Annotated in this window: 23 protein-coding genes and 1 tRNA gene; 7 read left to right on the forward strand and 17 right to left on the reverse strand. The window is 38.9% G+C overall.

Features of this window, described 5'->3' with window-relative positions; translation table 11 throughout:
- Position 1 precedes the first annotated feature (1 nt).
- The 9 genes from SJPD1_RS12205 to SJPD1_RS12245 all read right to left on the reverse strand — a co-directional run bounded on the left by SJPD1_RS12205 (position 2) and on the right by SJPD1_RS12245 (position 8,442).
- The gene (locus SJPD1_RS12205) at positions 2-1,009 is read right to left on the reverse strand and encodes a protein-glutamate methylesterase/protein-glutamine glutaminase (RefSeq protein WP_245391472.1); all 1,008 of its coding nucleotides are present in this window, start codon (positions 1,007-1,009) and stop codon (positions 2-4) included.
- A gap of 10 nt (positions 1,010-1,019) precedes the next feature.
- Complete coding sequence (locus SJPD1_RS12210) at positions 1,020-1,493, reverse strand: chemotaxis protein CheD (protein WP_087439399.1); 474 nt, start codon at positions 1,491-1,493, stop codon at positions 1,020-1,022.
- Positions 1,493-2,386, reverse strand: coding sequence for a sensor histidine kinase (locus tag SJPD1_RS12215; protein WP_096047386.1), 894 nt, complete (start codon positions 2,384-2,386; stop codon positions 1,493-1,495). Before SJPD1_RS12215 ends, SJPD1_RS12210 begins: the two co-directional genes overlap by 1 nt.
- Before the next feature lies 1 nt (position 2,387).
- A complete protein-coding gene (locus SJPD1_RS12220) occupies positions 2,388-3,206 on the reverse strand; it encodes a CheR family methyltransferase (RefSeq protein WP_096047387.1) in 819 nt (272 codons plus the stop codon).
- Entirely contained in the window at positions 3,206-5,236 is a 2,031-nt protein-coding gene (locus tag SJPD1_RS12225) for a chemotaxis protein CheA (RefSeq protein WP_096047388.1), read from the reverse strand. Before SJPD1_RS12225 ends, SJPD1_RS12220 begins: the two co-directional genes overlap by 1 nt.
- Positions 5,229-5,498 (reverse strand): hypothetical protein, encoded by a 270-nt coding sequence (locus tag SJPD1_RS12230; protein ID WP_096047389.1) that lies wholly within the window; start codon positions 5,496-5,498, stop codon positions 5,229-5,231. Before SJPD1_RS12230 ends, SJPD1_RS12225 begins: the two co-directional genes overlap by 8 nt.
- Positions 5,499-5,561: 63 nt before the next feature.
- Complete coding sequence (locus SJPD1_RS12235) at positions 5,562-7,547, reverse strand: methyl-accepting chemotaxis protein (protein WP_096047390.1); 1,986 nt, start codon at positions 7,545-7,547, stop codon at positions 5,562-5,564.
- A gap of 3 nt (positions 7,548-7,550) precedes the next feature.
- Positions 7,551-8,054, reverse strand: coding sequence for a chemotaxis protein CheW (locus SJPD1_RS12240; protein ID WP_096047391.1), 504 nt, complete (start codon positions 8,052-8,054; stop codon positions 7,551-7,553).
- A gap of 1 nt (position 8,055) precedes the next feature.
- Positions 8,056-8,442: a response regulator gene (locus tag SJPD1_RS12245; RefSeq protein WP_096047392.1), complete on the reverse strand. Its 387-nt coding sequence runs from the start codon at positions 8,440-8,442 to the stop codon at positions 8,056-8,058.
- Between the two features lie 191 nt (positions 8,443-8,633).
- Between SJPD1_RS12245 and SJPD1_RS12250 the strand changes: the two genes are divergently transcribed.
- The 3 genes from SJPD1_RS12250 to SJPD1_RS12260 all read left to right on the forward strand — a co-directional run bounded on the left by SJPD1_RS12250 (position 8,634) and on the right by SJPD1_RS12260 (position 10,084).
- Complete coding sequence (locus SJPD1_RS12250; RefSeq protein ID WP_096047393.1) at positions 8,634-9,140, forward strand: J domain-containing protein; 507 nt, start codon at positions 8,634-8,636, stop codon at positions 9,138-9,140.
- Between the two features lie 43 nt (positions 9,141-9,183).
- Positions 9,184-9,259 (forward strand) — tRNA-Ala (locus SJPD1_RS12255).
- Between the two features lie 180 nt (positions 9,260-9,439).
- Positions 9,440-10,084, forward strand: coding sequence for a cytidylate kinase-like family protein (locus SJPD1_RS12260; protein WP_210394369.1), 645 nt, complete (start codon positions 9,440-9,442; stop codon positions 10,082-10,084).
- 32 nt (positions 10,085-10,116) lie between these two features.
- On the opposite strand, the gene SJPD1_RS12265 is transcribed toward SJPD1_RS12260, so the two are convergent.
- Both SJPD1_RS12265 and SJPD1_RS12270 read right to left on the reverse strand, forming a co-directional pair.
- Positions 10,117-11,244, reverse strand: coding sequence for an Opr family porin (locus tag SJPD1_RS12265; protein WP_096047395.1), 1,128 nt, complete (start codon positions 11,242-11,244; stop codon positions 10,117-10,119).
- 14 nt (positions 11,245-11,258) lie between these two features.
- Positions 11,259-11,564 carry a DUF2325 domain-containing protein gene (locus tag SJPD1_RS12270; RefSeq protein ID WP_096047396.1) on the reverse strand — a complete coding sequence of 102 codons (306 nt, stop codon included), beginning with the start codon at positions 11,562-11,564 and terminating at the stop codon, positions 11,259-11,261.
- Positions 11,565-11,725: 161 nt separating this feature from the next.
- On the opposite strand from SJPD1_RS12270, the gene SJPD1_RS12275 reads away from it, so the two are divergent.
- From SJPD1_RS12275 to SJPD1_RS12290, 4 genes are read left to right on the forward strand one after another with little or no spacing between them, the layout of a single operon-like run.
- Positions 11,726-12,472: a nickel/cobalt transporter gene (locus SJPD1_RS12275; RefSeq protein WP_096047397.1), complete on the forward strand. Its 747-nt coding sequence runs from the start codon at positions 11,726-11,728 to the stop codon at positions 12,470-12,472.
- Between the two features lie 3 nt (positions 12,473-12,475).
- Positions 12,476-13,909: a nickel/cobalt transporter gene (locus SJPD1_RS12280; RefSeq protein WP_096047398.1), complete on the forward strand. Its 1,434-nt coding sequence runs from the start codon at positions 12,476-12,478 to the stop codon at positions 13,907-13,909.
- A gap of 9 nt (positions 13,910-13,918) precedes the next feature.
- Entirely contained in the window at positions 13,919-14,434 is a 516-nt protein-coding gene (locus SJPD1_RS12285) for a DUF1007 family protein (protein WP_096047399.1), read from the forward strand.
- Positions 14,435-14,482: 48 nt separating this feature from the next.
- Positions 14,483-15,109 (forward strand): LysE family translocator, encoded by a 627-nt coding sequence (locus SJPD1_RS12290; protein ID WP_096047400.1) that lies wholly within the window; start codon positions 14,483-14,485, stop codon positions 15,107-15,109.
- Here SJPD1_RS12290 and SJPD1_RS12295 read toward each other — a convergent pair.
- Genes SJPD1_RS12295 through SJPD1_RS12320 form a run of 6 tightly spaced genes read right to left on the reverse strand, consistent with a single transcriptional unit; the run spans position 15,106 to position 19,544 of the window.
- Entirely contained in the window at positions 15,106-15,924 is an 819-nt protein-coding gene (locus tag SJPD1_RS12295) for a TIGR01777 family oxidoreductase (RefSeq protein ID WP_096047401.1), read from the reverse strand. The genes SJPD1_RS12290 and SJPD1_RS12295 overlap by 4 nt on opposite strands.
- 1 nt (position 15,925) lies before the next feature.
- Complete coding sequence (locus tag SJPD1_RS12300) at positions 15,926-16,435, reverse strand: hypothetical protein (RefSeq protein WP_096047402.1); 510 nt, start codon at positions 16,433-16,435, stop codon at positions 15,926-15,928.
- Positions 16,432-17,394: a hypothetical protein gene (locus SJPD1_RS12305; protein ID WP_096047403.1), complete on the reverse strand. Its 963-nt coding sequence runs from the start codon at positions 17,392-17,394 to the stop codon at positions 16,432-16,434. Before SJPD1_RS12305 ends, SJPD1_RS12300 begins: the two co-directional genes overlap by 4 nt.
- A complete protein-coding gene (locus tag SJPD1_RS12310; RefSeq protein WP_096047404.1) occupies positions 17,391-18,059 on the reverse strand; it encodes an ABC transporter ATP-binding protein in 669 nt (222 codons plus the stop codon). The genes SJPD1_RS12305 and SJPD1_RS12310 overlap by 4 nt, the downstream gene beginning before the upstream one ends.
- On the reverse strand, positions 18,056-19,243 hold the full coding sequence (locus tag SJPD1_RS12315) for an ABC transporter permease (RefSeq protein ID WP_096047405.1): 1,188 nt from the start codon (positions 19,241-19,243) through the stop codon (positions 18,056-18,058). The genes SJPD1_RS12310 and SJPD1_RS12315 overlap by 4 nt, the downstream gene beginning before the upstream one ends.
- The gene (locus SJPD1_RS12320; protein ID WP_096047406.1) at positions 19,233-19,544 is read right to left on the reverse strand and encodes a hypothetical protein; all 312 of its coding nucleotides are present in this window, start codon (positions 19,542-19,544) and stop codon (positions 19,233-19,235) included. The genes SJPD1_RS12315 and SJPD1_RS12320 overlap by 11 nt, the downstream gene beginning before the upstream one ends.
- Positions 19,545-19,658: the final 114 nt, after the last annotated feature.

Genomic DNA, 19,658 nt, shown 5'->3' on the forward strand with positions numbered 1-19,658 from the left:
CCTAATGTGATAATTTTGAAACAACGACATTGCTAATTTCACCCAGCGGTACCACAGAGTCAACTGCACCCAACTTAATCGCCTCTTTAGGCATTCCAAAGACGACACATGTCTCTTCGGACTGCGCAATTGTTTTAGCCCCCGCCTGGTGCATATTGAACATTCCTTTAGCCCCGTCACTTCCCATACCTGTAAGGATAATTCCTAAGGCATTTGCTCCTGCCACTTTTGAAACCGAATTAAAAAGCACATCGACGCTAGGGCAATGACCACTGACTCTGCGACCCTCACCAATTTCGACAAAATACCTTGCACCCGAACGCCGCAACACCATGTGTAAGCCTCCTTGTGCAATATAAGCCGTACCCATGGTCAAAAAGTCTCCATTTTTAGCGACTTTAACATCTATCTCACACAAAGAGTCCAACCTCGCGGCAAACGAACCTATAAAGCTATCAGGCATATGCTGAACAATAACAATAGCAGGTGAATTTTTTGGCATGCCCCGAAGGACAACTTTAAGCGCTTCGGTTCCTCCTGTACTTGAACCAATTGCTATCACTTTGTTAGTCGTTTCTGCAATACTCAGTCGGTTAGATAAGATGGTTGTATGAGGAATGATTTTTTGAACTCTTGCATAAGAAGCATCTATCACTTTTTGGATAAGCTCATCGTGAATTTCATCTTTGCCATCGTAAATATTGGAATGAGGCTTTGCCACATAGTCTATAGCGCCAGCCTCTAATGCATCAAGGGTTACTTGTGCGCTTTTGCGTGTCAAAGAGGAAACCATAACGACAGGTGTTGGGAAATAAGTCATCAATTTTTGTAAAAATGTCACACCATCCATGCGCGGCATCTCGACATCTAAACAAACGACATTAGGTTTAAGCTCTATAATCATATCTCGTGCTATAAAGGCATCTGCAGCAAGACCAACGACCTCAATGCGCTTATCGCTCTCTAAAATCTCTCGTAAAATGTGCCTCGCGGTGGCGCTATCGTCCACAATTAAAACCCTAATCATTTTCCATGATCTCATTTTGCACATATTTAAGAATAATTCTGTTGGCATCACTGATCATCATAATACGCCTACCATTATTTCCCCCCGTGTCTTCCGCTTTAATTGGGATAGTGTACTGTCTCAAAATCTCTTTGGCAATCATAATGTTTTTTTGTCCTATCATTTGCCCTTCAGTATTGGTTTTATGGATATTGGCGCCTCCAAAAATCTTAGCCTCCATATTACGCCTAGAACAGCCGATATTTTCCATATTTTCAATCATCTTAGGAATGGAAATATTGCCAAATTTTGGGCTTTCCAATCCATTGCCATTCCAAAGTGGTAAAAGGTAGTGGTTCATCGCTCCTATCATCTGTACTTTATCGTACAAACATACACCCACACAAGAGCCTAGTACCGTAACAATTTCTGTGGGATTGATGGCAATAAAAATTTCTCCAACATGGATGAATTTTCGTGATAACATCAAAACTCTTTCATATCATCAAAGTCATCAAACATAAATTCATTGCCACCTTCACCTAAAAGTGCTTCTGCCACGTTTTTCTCCTGAAGTTTAAGCACTACTGTAAATGTTGTTTTCTCTTCACTGGATTCATAATCAATCTCGCCATCCAATGAATCGACTAAGGCATTGACAACACTAAGCCCCAAACCAAGACCTTCAACGGATTCCCTAGCTTTGCTCTTTTTATCCACTTTTTTAAAGCGATTGAAAACCTCTTTTTTATACTCTTTCAAAATCATATCACCAGTATTGGTGATATCAATCACAAGATTTTTGCCTTTTATATCTACATTGATCGTAATTTTTTTACCTCTAAAAGAGTATTCGCAGGCATTTGAAATGATATTAGAGAGAATGCAATGAAGCTTTTTGGTATCACTGATAACAACCTCTTGCAAAGCGATATGGGACTCTATAACCAATGATTTTTCTTCTATCAAATAGGTAAAGGAACTTATTACTTCTTCAAAAAGTTTTTCCAGATCAACTTCACTAAAATAACTGCCTATTTCTCCTGCTTCTATTTCTGCTGCCATAAAGATATTGGTCAGTTGAAAATTGAGCTTGAGCAATTCTGTATTTAAAAAGCTTTTAATTTTTTCAGTTTTGGGAGAATCTTCATTTTTTTGCATCATGGAAGAAAGATTAAGCAGTGAACTGACAGGGTTGTTAAATACATTTTTAATCAACGATAAAAATTCTCCTTTTACAGAGTCCGTTTCTTTAAGCTTTTCATTGAGATCATACAACTTTTTAGTCGTAAATTCTAACTCTTCGAGCATGGTATTTTTTTGCTCAAACCGTCTTTCTATCTCTTCTAATAATGCTTTATCACTTATAGTCTCAGTCATTTTAAACCTTTTGATAAATTGATGCACTTCTGGATTTAAATCCCGTTTTGATATCGGTGAGTGCTTCTGAACTTCCGATAAAAAGATACCCACCTGGTTGCAACATGTTATAAAATTTTTGTACTAAGGTCGCTTGTGTTGGTTTGTCAAAATAGATCATAACATTACGGCAAAAAATGATATCAAATTTTTTTTCTTTAAAAATATCATAATTACCCGTTACAAGATTAAATCCTCGAAAAACAATATGACGTTTGATTTTTTCATCGATTGTGTAAACGCTATTCTCGTTATGGTGTATTTTATTAAAATACTTGTTGAGATAAATATTTCCTAGTGATTCTACGGCTTTTTCACTGTAAACACCACTACTGGCTTCTTTTAAAACCCGCGGTGAAACATCGGTCGCTAAAATCTTTATGTCACTATTGGGGGCATTTTCTTCTAAAAACATAGCAATACTGTAAGGTTCTTCCCCTGTAGAGCATGCAGAAGACCAAATGCGAAGCTTATTATTTTTCTTCTCCATCATGGTTGATAGATTATTTTTCCAAAACTCCCACTGCTTTGATTCTCTAAAAAAGGAAGTTACATTTGTCGAGATTAAAGAGCAAAGGTATTCCAGTTCATGTCCAGTTTTGTCATTTACTAAAATGTTGTAATACTCGCTAAAATCATTAAGGTGCAGCAACTTAACCCTTTTAGCGAGTCGTGCTTGCACTAAATAAATTTTTTGCTCACCTAATGAAATACCAATATGTTCATAAATATAATGTTTAAATAGCTCAAACTCTTTTTTACTGAGAGTGAGCCGCTCCATTAGTACAGTTCTTCCACATTCAAGATCAGTGCAACTTCACCGTTTCCCATAACTGCTCCGCCACTGACACCTTCCGTCTTGGCAAAAAACTCACCGAGTGTTTTAATAACAACTTGTTGACGACCAACCAGTTCATCTACTAAAAGGGCAAATTTGCCTTTATCATTTTCAATGCATACTAAAGTTGACTCCCAAGGGTTAGGAGAAGTGTGTTCAAGTTCTAAGGCTCGGGCTAATCTTATAATCGGTAATAATTCAGAACGTAATTGAACAAACTCTTCTTTACCGCCAGCAATATGCACGGATTCTTGTTGTGGCCTAAAAGATTCGATGATGGAAAGGGTTGGGATAATATAAATTTTATCCGAACATCGCACGATCATTCCATCAATAATTGCCAACGTTAGAGGTAAAACAATCGAAAAGGTACTGCCCTTTCCTTCAGCAGAGACGATGTCAATTTTACCCCGTACGCCCTCAATGGCATTACGTACTACATCGAGCCCTACTCCTCGACCAGAAAGATCGCTAATGGTATCGGCAGTTGAGAATCCAGGTTGCATAATGAGCCCAAAAACCTGTGCCTCACTCAGCTCATCATTCGCATTAATGATACCTCTCTCTAAAGCTTTTTGATACACTTTTTGCTTATTAATACCACGACCATCATCGCGCACTTCAATAATGATATTGCCACCCTTGTGGTACGCACTCAGTGTTACAACACCTTCTTCTTCTTTACCTGCTTTTAGTCTATCGGAGGGCGTGCTTTCAATACCATGGTCAATAGAATTTCGAATAATATGAATAAGTGGGTCAGAGAGAGCTTCCACCATTGTCTTATCAATTTCGGTATCTTCTCCTTCAAGCACGAGATGAATGGGTTTATTGACTTTTTTGGATGAATCTCTCGCCACTCTTTTCATCTTTTCAAAAGTGTCCCGAATCGGAATCATCCTCAGACCCATCACACGATTTTGAATTAATTTGGTAATTTTTGAGAGATTTTCAATGGTTTTCGTTACTTCAGCATCTTTGACTGCCTTGATTTTACCGTTTTCACCAAGATAGTTTTGGGCAATCACCAATTCGCCAATAGAGTCAAACAATTCATCAAGCTTTTGTGAATCTATTTTTAAAAAGCTTTTTTGCGCCACAACGGTTTTGCTCTTTTCTTCTTTTATCTCTTCTTTTACCTCAATTTTTTCTTCATCTTTGAAAACTTCCACTTCTTTTTGAGGAGGAGAAACGAGCGTTACTTCGAATTCTTCTGTTTCTAAAAAAGCAAATACATCTGCAATATCATCAACCATTTTGAGACTTGCAAGATAAACCGTTACTTCTTTGATTTCATTGTTTTCAGCATTGAAAGACTCAAGGTCATCGCATTGAGGAACCTGCCAAAAAGAGGAGAGAATTCTCCCTACATGTAAAAGGTTTTTGAAAAATAAAAAATGGTCAAAGCCCCGTAAATAAATATCGGTATCGAGTTTAAGTGTAATTTTGAAAAGCTTTTCATCCTTTTGTAAAGCACTGAAAAATTCTTCTTCATTTACTTTTTTTTGAGGAGTCATCTCAAAATCATCATTGCCAAATTCTAAAGCCAAGTCTTTACATGTGATGCTTTGTGGTTCTTCTTGACTCTTTACATGTAAAATAATATTGCGTATCTTTTCTAAACATATTTCGTAGCCCTCGGGGGTGCCACTTTTATCTTCAACTTCATAAACAAGCGTCTCTTTAATAACCGTAACGCCCTCTAAAAAGACATCGACATGACCAGCATTGGGTACTTCATCACTACTTCTAAAAAAATCTAACACATCTTCAAAGTGGTGAACAAACTCTCCAAGACGAGAAAAGTTAAATGCATTGGCACTGCCCTTGAGTGTATGAACCCCTCTAAATATCTCATTCAAGAGCCCTTTATCACTCGGAGATTCTTCAAAATTAAGGATATCAATATCCATCTTTTCGATAATCTCAGTGGCCTCTTCAATAAATATCTGTTTTAATTTTTCTTTACTCATGTGTATTCCAATACATCATTCCAAAACTTTCTAAATCTAAAGAGAGGGTATTCATAAAATCTATTTTAAGAGAAGGCTTAACCTTCTTCATACAAAAAAGAAGTGAAAAAAGAGCCGAAGTAACAGGTAAGCCCGTTTCTGAACGAAGTAGTGAAATCTCTTCGATATAATTGAGCCTATCTTTGACAAATACTTGCAATGCTTTGACCTCTTCTAAATCCATCTCTATATCTAATTCTAAGATATCACCATCAATACACATATCAAAACCTTTACTACAAGCTTTTTACAAGGAGATTATTTCATCTCCTTGCGAAGATTTATTCTAAAATTCCTTGAGATCGCTTTCTTCTAGAGGAAAAACATCTTCATTAGTGCGTCGTGAAGTTGTGGATGACGGCTTATTGATAGGCTTTTTACTGATTGCTGACATTGAAAGTCGTTTAGGAGATATACTCGGTGTTGAAATTCTTTTGATATTTGAAGGAGCACGATTTTCTTTCCCCATGTCAAACCCTGCAAGCAATGCTAATTCTGAAACATTATCAAGCATAGAGAGCGCTTGAGCATTTAGCTCTTCTGCAGCAGCGGCTGTCTCTTCAGAAGCGGAAGCATTTTGTTGTGTGATTTGATCTACTGAACCCATTGCTGTGGCAATTTGATTCATTCCTTCCGCTTGCTCTTTCGCAGAAATGGCAATCTCTCCGATAAGATCTGATGTCTTTTTAATGCCATTTAAAATATCTTCAAAAGACTCTTTGGTTTTATTGGCAACTTCGGTTCCAGCTTTCACTTGGTCGATACTCGCTTCAATAATGCCCGTAATTTCTTTAGCCGCCCCTGCACTTCTCTCTGCTAGGTTTTTGACTTCTTCTGCAACTACGGCAAAGCCCAGTCCATGTTCACCAGCACGTGCAGCCTCAACGGCAGCATTCAGTGCCAAAAGATTGGTTTGAAAAGCTATTTCATCAATTGTTTTGATAATTTTGGCTATTTTTTGAGAAGAAGCAGTGATTTGCTCCATCGCAGTCATCAGTTCTATCACCCTGTGGTTACCGACTTTTGCAGCATCATTGGAGTGCTGTGCTAGAATATTAGCTTCTCGTGAATTATCCGCATTTTGATTATTGCTAGCAGTCGCTTCTTCAATCGTTGCGCTAACCTCTTCGACACTACTCGCTTGAGAACTCGCGCCTTCCGCTAACGAAACGGATGCTGAGCTAATTTGTTCACTGGCACTGACCACTTGGGTTGTCCCCTCAGAAAGCGATTTCACTGCATCTGTGACGATTTTAACAATACTTCGTATAATAAACAGTGCAACAATAGAACTTATAATCAATGCTACAATCAACCCAACAATCATGATCCAAGAAGCAACACTTAATGAACTATTTGATTCATTAGAAATATCTTTGACATTTTTAAGTCCCAAATCTTGAACAGCTTCGGCAGAATTTAACACATCAACGGATATTCTTACTAAATTTTTGCCTTGATTGGATGATTCTTGCATAATACTTATAAAACCTTTAAGCGCACCTTCATAGGCTTTCGCAGAAGCTTCAATATTTTTGAGCTGTTCCAAGTTAACGGGGCGCACTGTTGTAGCTCTCATTTGTGCAATATTTTTATAAATACTCTCAAATTTACCAACGGCTGTATCTAATAAAGAAACATCATTTTTGACCTGTGCTCTTTGCCCAGCGATTCTTGCTTCCGTAGCAATTGATATCACATTATTAATCAAAGCTATTTTTTCATATCGATCCCAAAGTTTTGTCTTATCCGCTTTATCTTCTAAATCTTGCTTAAGTTGTTCTTGCTGAGAATCAACATAGGCCACGGTACTTTTTATAAAAGCAGCGGCATTCTCAACCATTGCCGAATCTAATATTTTCTTTTTTGCTAAGGTTTTTTCGCTCTGCTCTGTCCATGTTTGATATTCATCTAGTGATTTCGAAGCAGACTTCTCTTCCTGCAATAATTCTTTAAGGTTATTTTTTTTGCCAAGTTCTTCAGCTTGAGAAAGGTATTTTTTGAGTTCTGTAAAATTTTTCTTGACATTGACAAGAACGGTCTCATCATCATTTAAAACAAATGCGCGCATGTCGTAACGTATTTCATTGGCCGTTTTAAAGATGTTAGAGGCAACATCTACTCCTGGGACATAAACATTTGAGAGTTTTTCAGCCCCACTTGCCGCATTACGCATGTTAACAACCCCTATAATACCTAACACCACGGTGATAAATACTAAAATGCTAAAGCCAATCGTAATTCTCTTTCCTAACGTCATATTGTTGCCCATTCTCTATCCTTTATCACTGATTGTTTTACTTAAATTTTGAACTAAACTCAACTCTTCTTCACCAAAAAGTGCCACTAAATCAAGTATCATTACGACTTTATTTTTCTGTTTGGCCATATTTTCTATGAACCTTGTATCTATATTGGAACCAAATTCAGGTGGCGGAGAAATATTTTCATCATCTACATTGACCACTTCTTCGACTTTATCGACAATAAAACCAATGTTCTTGCCCTCAATCGTGATAATGACAATAGCCGTATACATCTGTGGTTCAACCTCTGGCATATCAAACTTAGCACGCATATCCACTACAGGAATGATATTGCCTCGTAAATTCATGACCCCTTTGATAAACTTGGGTGTTTTAGGCACTGGAGTTGTCTTCATCATTGCAATAATTTCTTTGACATCGGAGATCTTGACACCATAAATCTCTTCTTCAAGATAGAAAGTAAGAAATCGATTTGCCACGCTTCCAACACCTTTAATCTTTTTTTCTTCCATTTTAGAGTCCTAATACCATCGTTATAGCTTTCACAAGCTTTTCATCACTAAAAGGTTTTACCATCCAACCTGTTACACCAATGGATTTACCTCTTGCCTTCATTTCAGGAGAACTCTCTGTTGTTAAAATAAGTATAGGTCTATTTTTAAATTTTTCATGGGATTTTAACTGCTCTGAAAGGTCAAGTCCACTCATCTGAGCCATATTAATGTCACTAATGAGAAGGTCATAATTTTCAGCACCTCCAAGAAGTGCTTCTAAAAGTTCAGCAGGATTGAGATACGTTGCAAATTCGATAACCCCTTTTCCTATCATATCTTCAAGTGCCATCTCAGCAGTCGCCAAAATTGTTTTAGAATCATCGACTAAAATTACACGTTTACTCACAAAATCTCCTTGCCTATGACATTTACTTAACTATACATAAATGGGAATTAAAAAATAATTAACGTTTAAGATAAATACCGCAGTGTAATAAAACAAACCCATGTTTATAAAAATACTCTCATTGTACCAAAATCATAAAAACGGAACTTCTTTTGCTTAAAAACAGATAACCTAATAAAGAAGGAAAACACATGCGTTTGCATTTGAGTTCTGATTGTATCACAGTTAATATTCCTGAAAGCTCATCACACTTTTTACATGTAAGTAAAACGTTGTCCCAAAAATTTACTAAATCTTTTTGGGTTAATGATACACTTATTAATTTTTCGACACCCAAAGAAGAAAAAAAAAGAAAAGAATTTCTTACTTCTTTATACTACATATGTGCGCGTACCTCACAAACTCACAATTTGGCATTTTTGCAAAAACTTGTTGCGATGTATAATAAACCTATTAAAGTCGTCAAAAAAGTCGTAAAGGAAATGATTATTCATCAACCATATACTCTGGATAAATACTATAAAATTCTTGAAGTTTCGCAAACAGAAAGCCTACAAACCATTCGTAAAAAATATCTCCACCTCGCCAAAATATGTCATCCAGATCACCAAGATACCTCATCTGTTGAAAAGTTTCAACAAATTCAAGAAGCCTACGAAACGATTAAAGAACAAAAGCGTAAAAAAATAGCTGCCTAGAGCTTTTCTTAAGCTTTGCTTGGTTACAATCATGTCTCTTTTTGGGGTGTTAGCTCAGCTGGGAGAGCGCAACGCTGGCAGCGTTGAGGTCAGGGGTTCGATCCCCCTACACTCCACCATTCTTCAAGTCATTTTCTCAAATATACCTCTTTATGCACGCTGAACAAGTCATTGAACCCTTCTTCTTTCAGCTCATTTGGCAAATTTCATTTCTACACTTTTTATTTTTTTTATAGGCTATAGAGGAGTATACTTAAGCAATTAGTGCACTGGCATTCATTTTTGAGGAGATTATAAAAATGGAAAATACATCCCATAAAATCATCACTATTAGTCGCCAAATAGGTAGTGGTGGTGCTTATGTTGGGCAACAATTGGCGAAAAAACTTAATTTTAGTTATGTTGACCGAGAAATCATCTCTCAAGCAGCTAAAGAATTTTCCATGCTTGAAGAAGATCTAGAATCACGTGATGAAAAAGTACCCTCTTTTTGGCAATCCTTCTTACAATCTAGCATTTGCAGCCCCGATGTTTATCTGCCACCACAAGTTTTTGTTCCCACAGAAGAGGCTATTTTTAAAGTTGAATCTGAAATTATTAAAGGTATTGCCAAAGATCGTTCTGCCATTATTATAGGAAGATGTGGCTCACATATTTTGCGCGACAATCCAAATCATATCAGTATTTTTTTACACGCAGAAAGTCAATTTCGTCAAAAACGCATTAAAGCGCTATACCATCTTTCAAATATTGAAGCACATAAAATGCTGGAGCAAAGCGATGATGAACGTGCTCGTTACCATCAATTACTCACAGGAAAATCATGGTGCGATGCCACACAATACGATCTTTGTATGAATACAAGCAAACTAGGGATTGACTTCAGTATAGAGCTCATTGCACAGATATTAAACACTCATAGCCCTCTTTTAGATTCAAGATAGAGAGACCCCAACTCTCTCTATCTTTTCATATTTTAAAACTTATAGGCGATATGCGCTTTAATGGCATTATAGCTTTCATCGTTGTTGTCGTTATCAATATTGGCATAAATCATCGAAGCTTCAAGGTTTTTGATGATCTCATATCCAATAGTCAAGTTAAGCTCTTTCTCTCTGATTTTATCCCCTGAAGTTTCATCTAAATAGCTCGTGCTACCGTAAATGGCACCCAGCTTAATGCCTTCAATTTCATATGCTGCACTTATATAAGGTGTTTTAGCATCTTTATCAAACGTATGATTGTGCTCTTCAAAAGGTAATTGATCGCCAAACTCCCCAAGCCCTGCCATGCCATCTTTATTCACTTTAATATACCCAAGCGCTAATTTCGCACCCAAAAAGTCAACACCTTGTTCTACTTGAGCAAAAGAACCATCTAACGTGCCTACAACATCGCTGTTAATTGTTACATAATGCGCCATGGTAATCGTTTTAAACGCTTCACTTGGCTCTAAGGTCACGGTCGCTTTAAGACCGTAAGCACTCAAAAGATTATCGCCATAATAAAGATAAGGATTGAGTTCCAGCGCTTCAATCGGCGTGTATTTGAGATCTAACATATAGATGCCATTGTTATTATTGAGTTTACTAAACGCTTCAGAAACTTCATCGATGTCCACAACCGAGTATTTACGTGCCCATGCCATATTGAAAACAAGATTTTCAATGCCTTTAAATTCAAATGTCGCACCCTCGATATAATCGGTCAACCAATTAAAATCCACTGCTTGGCGACCAAGAACGACTTTTCCCATACCATCATGCTCAATCTTGATGTAAGCTTGAGAAAGGACACTTTGGTCGGCTATAGCATTTTTATAATCACCGTCGTTTTTTTCACTGGTTTTGACACTACCCCACCCAGAAACGCCTAAACTAACGCCGTATAATGGTGCTGTCTCAAACCCCACATTTAAATATCCATTTGAAAAACCACTATCCGCGGTGGTACCTTTGGCATTATTAGATTGCCCAAACCAACCAAGAGTACTTTCTATTTTGCCTTGTGTAAAAACCTCTTCCAAATTGGTAGCCTCGCTTGCGATACTTAAACTACTTCCTAAAACCATCGCCATAATCATATGTGAATAGCGTAACTGCATCTATTAACTCCTTTTTATTTTTCGAACATACAACCATTTGGGCTGTATTTTTTACAAAGCTCACAAAAGACAGAACTTTCACTGCGCTTTGCACAGATAAATTCAATGGCCTTTCGTTTTGCCTCGCTTTTAAATTTATTCATCGCATTGTGATTTAGAAAATTCGTCAACATGATGACCAGATGAACATCTTGCGGAATATCTTTTTTCACGACAGAAGGATTTCGCGCATCCCAATGTGTGATTTTCTCAAAAGAGAAATCTTGCAATACCGACGCTATCGAATCAATTTTATCTCCACCTATGACAAGTACCGACATCCTTTCTCCTTTTTGATAATTGTTATTGAAATAATAGAGTATCTTTGCTTAATTTCTTTTAAATTTGATAATAAATATCAAATAATGAACTAAAAAAACTTATTTATCTTTTTCACAATGACGCTTCTGTACAATAACCTTTACTTATTTTGGAGACTCACATGCTTTCATCCCTCGCTATCAGTTTTGCTGAAGCAAACCACTATTTCAATACCGAACTTTCTTCTCATTTCCGAGCCATTGACGATGGAAATCTAATGCCTATGTTGCTTATTTTTCTGCTCTCTTTTGGTTATGGTGTGGTACATGCCATTGGTCCAGGTCATGGTAAAGCACTTGTTGCGGGTTATCTTTTAGCCAACCCCACCAAACGCTCTCACGTGTTTCAAATAGGCTTTTTAATCGCTATCGTTCATGCCCTTTCTGCCCTTGTGGTGACACTGGCGGCAACGTATCTGATTCAAATCAGTGCGATGAAATTTTTTCGTCAAGTCAATCCACCTCTGTTTCAAATTTCAGGTGCACTGATTGTCCTCATGGGATGCTGGTTACTTTACGATGTTTGGCGCTCACGCACAATGACAAAAGAGAGTGTTCGCCCACAAAAAAGCCGTTTTGGGGTCGTTGTATTAGCCGGTGTCGTTCCCTGCCCTGGCGTTATTACCCTTTGCTTTTTTGCCATTACGTTAGGGCATATTACTATAGGAATGATCGCTGCCATCTTTATGAGCCTTGGTATGGGACTTACCATTTCGCTTGCAGGTTTATTGGTCAATGTCATGCAAAAGACGAAACCTGTTATCACTCAGCCACGTTGGTTCTGGGCATTGCGCCTTTTGGGTGTTCTCATCGTTATAGGACTGGGACTATTGTTTTTGCTCAACCCAGTTTCAACCAGAGCTTTTTAAAGCATGCTTCGAAAGTTTCTCTTAGCCTTTTTGATGCTTGCCCTTCCTTACAACCTTTTTGCCTGTGCATTGTGTGCTTTATACACCCCATCGGCTACGGTAATTATCACCATGAACGGAACGCCTTCAAAAGTTGAAACCATTACCTTTGAATGGACATTTACACAAGATTTCATCAATACTCTCTTAGCACGTTACGATGAAAATCACAATAACAAACTCGATCCCAAAGAGCTAGAGCGTATCAAAATTATTTTGGAAAATTACATCGCAAAGCGCCATTATCTGACAACCATCGAATACCTCAGTGTAGCGCGACCTAATCAAGACGATGTGAAGAAAATACCTTTACATGTAAAAACAAAAAATCTCTTTTTAGACGGTGACACGCTCATTTTTCGCTTTACCACCGAGGTCAATCAAGCAGTGACAGCAGGCGATGAACTCTCCTTTGTGACCGAAGACAAGGAAGAGTATTTTAAATTTTTAGTGCACAATGTGACCTATACGATAGAAAAACCCTTTACTATGGAATTCAATATTTTTAACCATATTGCTTTTACCAAAATTACCACGGGCATGCCAGCGGAGGCAAATATCACTGCGCCCATCATGACGGCTAAAGAAGCGTCAATACCTCCTGTGGTAGAGCAACCGCTTCCAACATCTATGTCATGGCTTCAATCACGATTAACCCATATGCAGCAGAATATTCAAGAAGCCATCACCAATCTCACAGAGAAAGGAACACTTTTAGCCTATGCCCTTTTCTTAGGCACATCTTTTTTATACGGCCTGCTTCATGCCGCGGGTCCAGGACACGGTAAAGCGTTGGTCAGCTCTTATCTTTTTGCCTCAGATCATCGCTATACCAAAGCATTGAGCATGGCTGCACTCATTGGCATTGTGCATACGTTTGCCGCTTTTTTGCTCACACTCGTCATTTACGGACTTTTTGATCTCTTCTTTAATGCTTTTTTTACCAACGTGACGTACTATGCGACGAAACTCTCAGCGCTGATGATTATTGCCATTGCGGGTTATTTAGGGTGGCAAAAAATCAAAGCGTTTCAGGCATTTAAACAGACTCCTAAAATCGTCTCATTTTCCGAACACCCTTTTACATGTAAATGCTCTGCCTGTTCACCAAAGTCGCAAAGTACCGATTGGGGCGTAGTTTTAAGCGCTGGAGTCATTCCGTGCCCGGGAACGATTACGATCTTTATTTTTGCACTCAATACGGGAGCGTACCTTCTAGGTTTTTTAGCCGCTCTTAGCATGAGTTTAGGGATGAGTAGCGTCATCGCTATAACAGCGATTGCTTCGGTCTTTACCAAAAATCGTTTTCAAACCAAAAGCCCAAAAATTCTCATTTACAGTGAGAGCATCAGTCTTAGTATTATGCTGATTCTTGGCTTTATTTTATTGATTGCTTAAGGAGTGGTTGTGTTTACTCGCTTCATTTTTTTCATCTGTTGTCTTAACACTTTTTTAGTGGCACATCCGCATATTTTTATTGATACCCAAGTGCAAGTTTTGCCTGAAAAGATCATTATCGTATGGAGCTTTGATGAGATGACTTCTGCTATGCTCATGGACGATTACGACAAAAATAAAAACAAAAAGCTCGACCCTGACGAAGTTGCTTTTATGGAAAAAGATCACTTTAGAACGTTAGAGCCTTACAGTTATTTTATCCATATGTCCGATGGAAAAGATGAGTTTGACCTTAAACGTATCATCGAATTCACAGCCTCTTTTGAAAACAAAAAACTCATCTACGCCTTCGCCATTCCCAAACCAAAACTGAAAAAATACGAACTGCGTTTTTACGATGCGGAGATGTATGTAGCGCTCATTTTAAAAAATGAGTGGCTTACATGTAAAGAACCCGTTAAGTGTAAAATTGAAGGGTATGATGCCGATTTTTATTATGCCTATAAGGTGATGGTTCAAGAATAATGCAGTACTATTCTTATAAATTTTTATAACGTCTCAAAAGGAGCAAAGATGCCACTCGATCTTTGGACATTTTTAATTGCTATTACCTTGCTTACAATGACCCCAGGGGCTGATACGATGATCGTTATTCGCAATACCGTACGTGGTGGAGCAAAAGATGGGCTTGTTTCAAGTTTGGGAATTTGTTCAGGTCTTTTTGTGCATGCAACACTTTCAGCGGTAGGTATTTCAGCGATTTTACTCTATTCAGCAACCGCATTTACTATTTTGAAAAGTGTGGGAGCGCTCTACTTGCTTTGGCTGGGATTTAACTCATTCAAATCATTTTGGAATGCAAAAGGCGTTCATCAAAAGCACATTGCTCCAAAACCTTTTCGTTTTTTGAGCTCTTTACAAGAGGGTTTTTTATCCAATGTTCTCAATCCCAAAGCGATCATTTTTTATATGGCATTTTTACCACAATTTATTTCACATGAGAGCTCCGTCCTTGGGCAATCACTCTTTCTCGCATTTTTACACTTTGTTGTAGGAACGATCTGGCAGGCGATTTTGGTCTACACCATTGTCTCTGCCAATGGCTTTATCACGAAAAAAAGTGTCCGTCAAAGCTTAGATGCCATCTCAGGAACGGTTATGATAGCGCTTGGTATTACGCTCTTTTTGGAAAAACGCTAAACCAAAATCTTTCGAAGCGAGCTCTCTAAATCCGGATATTGAAACACAAATCCTTTTTCAAGTAAACTCTTAGGGTAAACCTCTTTGCTATCCAGTAAAACCGTTGAACCTTCTCCAAAAAGCAGTTTGATCACAAACGAGGGTACGGGCAAAAAAGTGGGGCGATGCAACACTTTACCCAAGGTCTTCGTAAAATCGTAATTACTCAGTGGTTGTGGTGCAGTGGCATTATAAATACCCTCGCATTGGTGCTCTAACACAAAAGCGTAAATGGCAACAAGATCATCGAGATCAATCCAGCTGGTCATCATCCATCCATCACCAATGATGCCTCCAAGCCCCAGTTTAAAGGCGGGTAACATTTTGGCAAGTGCACCACCATCCGCACCCAAGACGACACCAAAACGTAAAATAGTGGTGCGTTTCGTACATTTTAAAGCTTCCGCTTCCCAATCCTGCGCCAGTTTTCCTAAAAAATCATCCCCAAGTAAGCGCATGCTCTCATCACACGGCACATTATTCGGGTAAATACCTACCGCAGAGGTGGAGATAAAATGCTCTATTTTGCTTTGATTGATTGCTTCAACCAACTTTTTGGTTGTCTCAATGCGACTTGCATAAAGCACTTTTTTATACGCCTCATTCCATCTTGCAACAATGGGCGCACCTGCGAGATTAAAAACTGCGTCTACTCCTTCAAGTTTTTGTTGGATCGCTTTTACATCATCTTTGCGTTCAATGACTACAAAATCAGGAAATCTCTTTTTCAGTGCATTGGCAACAAAACCGCTCGCTCCGCTGATGGCTACTTTCATTTTAGTGTCCTTGTAAGTGTTGACGTATTTTAGGATCGCTCATATTTTCACCCCTGAGCATGCGAAGACGCATCTCATTAAAGTCTATTATGCCTTCTTTTTTCTGTTGTTCATACGCCCCAAAGCCATAATGCATAGGGGTTTCATCATTGATCGCATAAGAGGCTTTGAACGCATCGATATAACGATGGGTGTCATTACTGAACACCCACATCGTAACGCTTTGAGGCTCTATCTTTTGCTCTTTAAGCCATAAAATAGCACACCCAACATCATCAAAAAAGTGTGTTTTAGAATCTCCCGTGACAATTTGTGCCGTGTGCTTTTTACCCACAAGATACATGTGACACTCAGGACATTGAATGGTATTGTCCTTAAATTCTAAGGCGACTTTGGCACTATTGGCTTTATCGGTTGGCAATTGATGCTTTACATGTAAAAACCAAAAGAGTCCACCAAGGGCAAGAAGCGGAAAGATAATCAGCACACCCATAAAAATAGTTTTCTTCACAACCAAACTCCATTCCGTATAAAATAGATGACAGGGTAACTTGTTATGATCAAGAGATAAAGTGCACACAGTATTAAAGAGGCTCTCATAAAACGCGGTTGTGCCGTGTGTGACACCAGCGCTAAAATGCCTCCACCAATGCCATAAAACGTGCCTGCAAATAAAAGTGTGTAAAGCGCATACCCCACATAATAATAATCCCTTTGCAATAAGCAAAACGGACAACGGTGTGTGGGAAGTTCATACACATACGGGCTAAAAAAGACAATTAACGCAATGATTGAAAAAATTAGAAACATACCATTGGCAAAAATCATTAAAGGCGTATGTTTCAACCCATACGCAAGCACCATCAGTCCAAAGAAGCCATAGAAAAGCCAAACCCATAATGAAGCATCTACTGCAAATAACAAAGAGATGTACGAACTGCTTGATGCAGAAAAAAGTGTCCCGCAGCAACTAACGATCTTACTGATATTCAGCCCTGCAAAGAATGCTATCTCCAATCCGATCTCTGCAAAGAGGGGAACTGAGAAAATGACAAACAGAATAAATTTGAGCTTGGTGTAAGGGAGTTTCTCATCATGAATATCAGCAGCGTGAAGCAATAACCAAAAGCCAAACAGATACAGATTTAACAGTTTAAACAGTGTAAAATACAACCCAAAGTCCACCGAATTGACCACGCCACTCGCACACATAGCACCGGTGATGATCGTAGAGAGCTTATCGCACGTGTAGATAAAAAAAGCAAACAAAGGCAGTTTGAGCATAAAGATGTATTTGATCATGGTCGAAACCAAAGCGCTCTGCTTGGATAGGGTGTATTGAAGGGAGGTAGTTGCTTGATTGTCCCACTTGAGTGCTATGCGAAAGCCAATCACCAAGGCAATTACGCCAAAGAAGAGAAAAATAGCATCCAAAATAAGCAGTGAGATAATCTCAGGAGTTAAACTCATACGATAAGCTCGCCGTTATGTATTTCAATGATTTGATCCACAAACCCCAAATCAAAAAAGAGCGGATCATGGGTTGCGATGAGGAGGGTCACTCCTTTTTGTTTGAGTTTCTCAAGCGTGGCTATCAGTTCATGTGAAAGCTTTTCATCCAGATTGGCGGTGGGCTCATCGGCTAAGATGATTAAGGGATCGTTGATTAAAGAGCGTGCGATGGCGACACGTTGTTGCTCACCTCCTGAGAGGCGATTGATTCGCATCTTTGCTTTATGCGCTATGCCACACTGCTCCATCACTGCTTTGGCTTTGCTCTCGAGTACATGCAAAGAAAGGTTCTCAGGAATCAAAGGTGTCATGATATTTTCAAGAGCACTCAGATGGGCTATGAGGTGATACTTTTGAAAGATAAATCCTATTTTCTGCCGTCGAAGAGCGGCACTAAAATGCTCAGGGAGTTTGGAAATCTCCTTCCCATCCACACGCACTTCACCCTGAGAGGGTTGCATCAGCCCTGCAATTAAAGAGAGTAAGGTACTCTTGCCACTACCACTGGATCCCTTGAGTACCACACACTCCCCACGCTTTACATGTAAAGAGATATTGGTAAGGGCATGAATGCTCTCATCGCCTTGTATAAAGCTTTTACTCACCTCTTTAATCCAAATCATCGCATCACCTCGTCAGCATCTAAGCTTGAAGCTCGCCATGCGGGAATCAGGGTAGCAGCGATGTAAATAGGAACACTTAGTAGAAATAGTAAAAAGGGCATTGCAAAATCGATATGAAAAGGTAATATAAAAGCAGGTTTAAGCTCGGAGTAACCCATAAAAACATTACGCAAAAGAGGTGCTTGCATGCCATAGACGTAAAAAAGCGAAAACGCGATGCCGACTAAAAAAGCACTCATAGCAAGGATAAAGCTCTCATAAAACTTCTCTTGTAAAATATCATCACTGCTCCAGCCAATCGCTTTGAGTATGCCGATTTCCTTTTTCTCTTCCGAACTTAGACCACTGGTTTTATCGTAGATGATGATAAAAAAGGCAAAAGCACAGACACTAAAAAGAGAGAGAAAGAAACCACTTTTATAATCAAAAATATTCTGATAACTGACTCTAATATCATCTTGGGTAATAGCACGCAGATCAGGGAAACGCGTGGTGATTTTCTGCACGATGGTAGGGATCTCTTTCACATTGGCCACTTTCACTACAATATCGGTCGCTTTGCTCTCATCCATCCCAAAAATGGCGTACGCGAGCTTTTTAGGCACAAGGATAAGATCATTGGATTCAAGCGCTAGGTCTGAATTAAAAACACCTGCGATGGAAACCTTTTGCCATTTGCCCTCACTGGTGACAAAGTTGAAAAAGTCGGTGTAGTAATTCTCACTCAAGACTTTTTTAACCCCAACACCGATGATCATTGCTTGTTGGCTCTCCAACAGTTTTAGATCGAAATGCTGTGTGAGTTTCGACAGTATTTGGGAGTATTGCTCTTCATATGCATCAACACCAACCACCGAGAAATTCACACCCGCGGGCTTGAAGTAGTAGTAGCCCCATACACGAGGCGTTACAGAACTAATCCCTTCAATATCCAAAAGGGCATCCACACAACTGATGGGCACATCACTCTGTTTCCCCGCAACAAAACGTTGCAAGGTAATCTGCGGCAAGGTTTTAAGGGTTGTATTCAGTTCCAGTTTAATGGCATCGGCGATCATCAACACCGAAGAGAGCAAGAAGATGAGCAGACTTAAGATCAAAAAGATGAAAAAGCTTTTACTCGCACGACGAAGGAGAGAGCGAATGGCGTAATCGAGCAGTAAGAAATTAGGTTTAAAAAACACGGTCTATCCTTGAAGGATTTGCATTGGGTGCATAGTGATAGACAAAGGTGGATGGAAAATACTCTAAGAGTTCAGGGGATTCATTGAAGTAGGAGAAAACATCACTCAGACTTCGGTGACGCACATAGTGTGCTTCACTCACTAAAGCTAAATCAGGTAGTCCTACCAATGCGATTAATTCTTCTTTACATGTAATCTTTTGGCAAGTGAGTGCATGCGTCTTGGAGAAGTAAAATGCTTGTGCCATTATCGTGACGCAAACCGTGAAAAATAGTGTTAAAAACGTGACCCGCGCAACCATCGCATCTCCTCTAACCTAAGCGAAGATTGTACCACATGAACGCTCTTTTATCAATACCCTCTAAGCCATTTTGGATTACAATACCCTCTTTAAAAAGCTTCTGTTAAGGACGTT

This window comes from Sulfurospirillum diekertiae (genome assembly GCF_002309535.1).
GTDB classification, from domain to species: Bacteria; Campylobacterota; Campylobacteria; order Campylobacterales; family Sulfurospirillaceae; genus Sulfurospirillum; species Sulfurospirillum diekertiae.

Coding starts and splice junctions, on each gene's coding strand:
- SJPD1_RS12210 (WP_087439399.1), bottom strand. CDS start 1,493: ATGTTATCACGAAAATTCATCCATGTTGGAGAAATTTTTATTGCCATC.
- SJPD1_RS12215 (WP_096047386.1), bottom strand. CDS start 2,386: ATGACTGAGACTATAAGTGATAAAGCATTATTAGAAGAGATAGAAAGA.
- SJPD1_RS12220 (WP_096047387.1), bottom strand. CDS start 3,206: ATGGAGCGGCTCACTCTCAGTAAAAAAGAGTTTGAGCTATTTAAACAT.
- SJPD1_RS12225 (WP_096047388.1), bottom strand. CDS start 5,236: ATGAGTAAAGAAAAATTAAAACAGATATTTATTGAAGAGGCCACTGAG.
- SJPD1_RS12230 (WP_096047389.1), bottom strand. CDS start 5,498: ATGTGTATTGATGGTGATATCTTAGAATTAGATATAGAGATGGATTTA.
- SJPD1_RS12235 (WP_096047390.1), bottom strand. CDS start 7,547: ATGGGCAACAATATGACGTTAGGAAAGAGAATTACGATTGGCTTTAGC.
- SJPD1_RS12240 (WP_096047391.1), bottom strand. CDS start 8,054: ATGGAAGAAAAAAAGATTAAAGGTGTTGGAAGCGTGGCAAATCGATTT.
- SJPD1_RS12250 (WP_096047393.1), top strand. CDS start 8,634: ATGCGTTTGCATTTGAGTTCTGATTGTATCACAGTTAATATTCCTGAA.
- SJPD1_RS12260 (WP_210394369.1), top strand. CDS start 9,440: ATGGAAAATACATCCCATAAAATCATCACTATTAGTCGCCAAATAGGT.
- SJPD1_RS12265 (WP_096047395.1), bottom strand. CDS start 11,244: ATGCAGTTACGCTATTCACATATGATTATGGCGATGGTTTTAGGAAGT.
- SJPD1_RS12270 (WP_096047396.1), bottom strand. CDS start 11,564: ATGTCGGTACTTGTCATAGGTGGAGATAAAATTGATTCGATAGCGTCG.
- SJPD1_RS12275 (WP_096047397.1), top strand. CDS start 11,726: ATGCTTTCATCCCTCGCTATCAGTTTTGCTGAAGCAAACCACTATTTC.
- SJPD1_RS12280 (WP_096047398.1), top strand. CDS start 12,476: ATGCTTCGAAAGTTTCTCTTAGCCTTTTTGATGCTTGCCCTTCCTTAC.
- SJPD1_RS12290 (WP_096047400.1), top strand. CDS start 14,483: ATGCCACTCGATCTTTGGACATTTTTAATTGCTATTACCTTGCTTACA.
- SJPD1_RS12295 (WP_096047401.1), bottom strand. CDS start 15,924: ATGAAAGTAGCCATCAGCGGAGCGAGCGGTTTTGTTGCCAATGCACTG.
- SJPD1_RS12305 (WP_096047403.1), bottom strand. CDS start 17,394: ATGAGTTTAACTCCTGAGATTATCTCACTGCTTATTTTGGATGCTATT.
- SJPD1_RS12310 (WP_096047404.1), bottom strand. CDS start 18,059: ATGATTTGGATTAAAGAGGTGAGTAAAAGCTTTATACAAGGCGATGAG.
- SJPD1_RS12320 (WP_096047406.1), bottom strand. CDS start 19,544: ATGGTTGCGCGGGTCACGTTTTTAACACTATTTTTCACGGTTTGCGTC.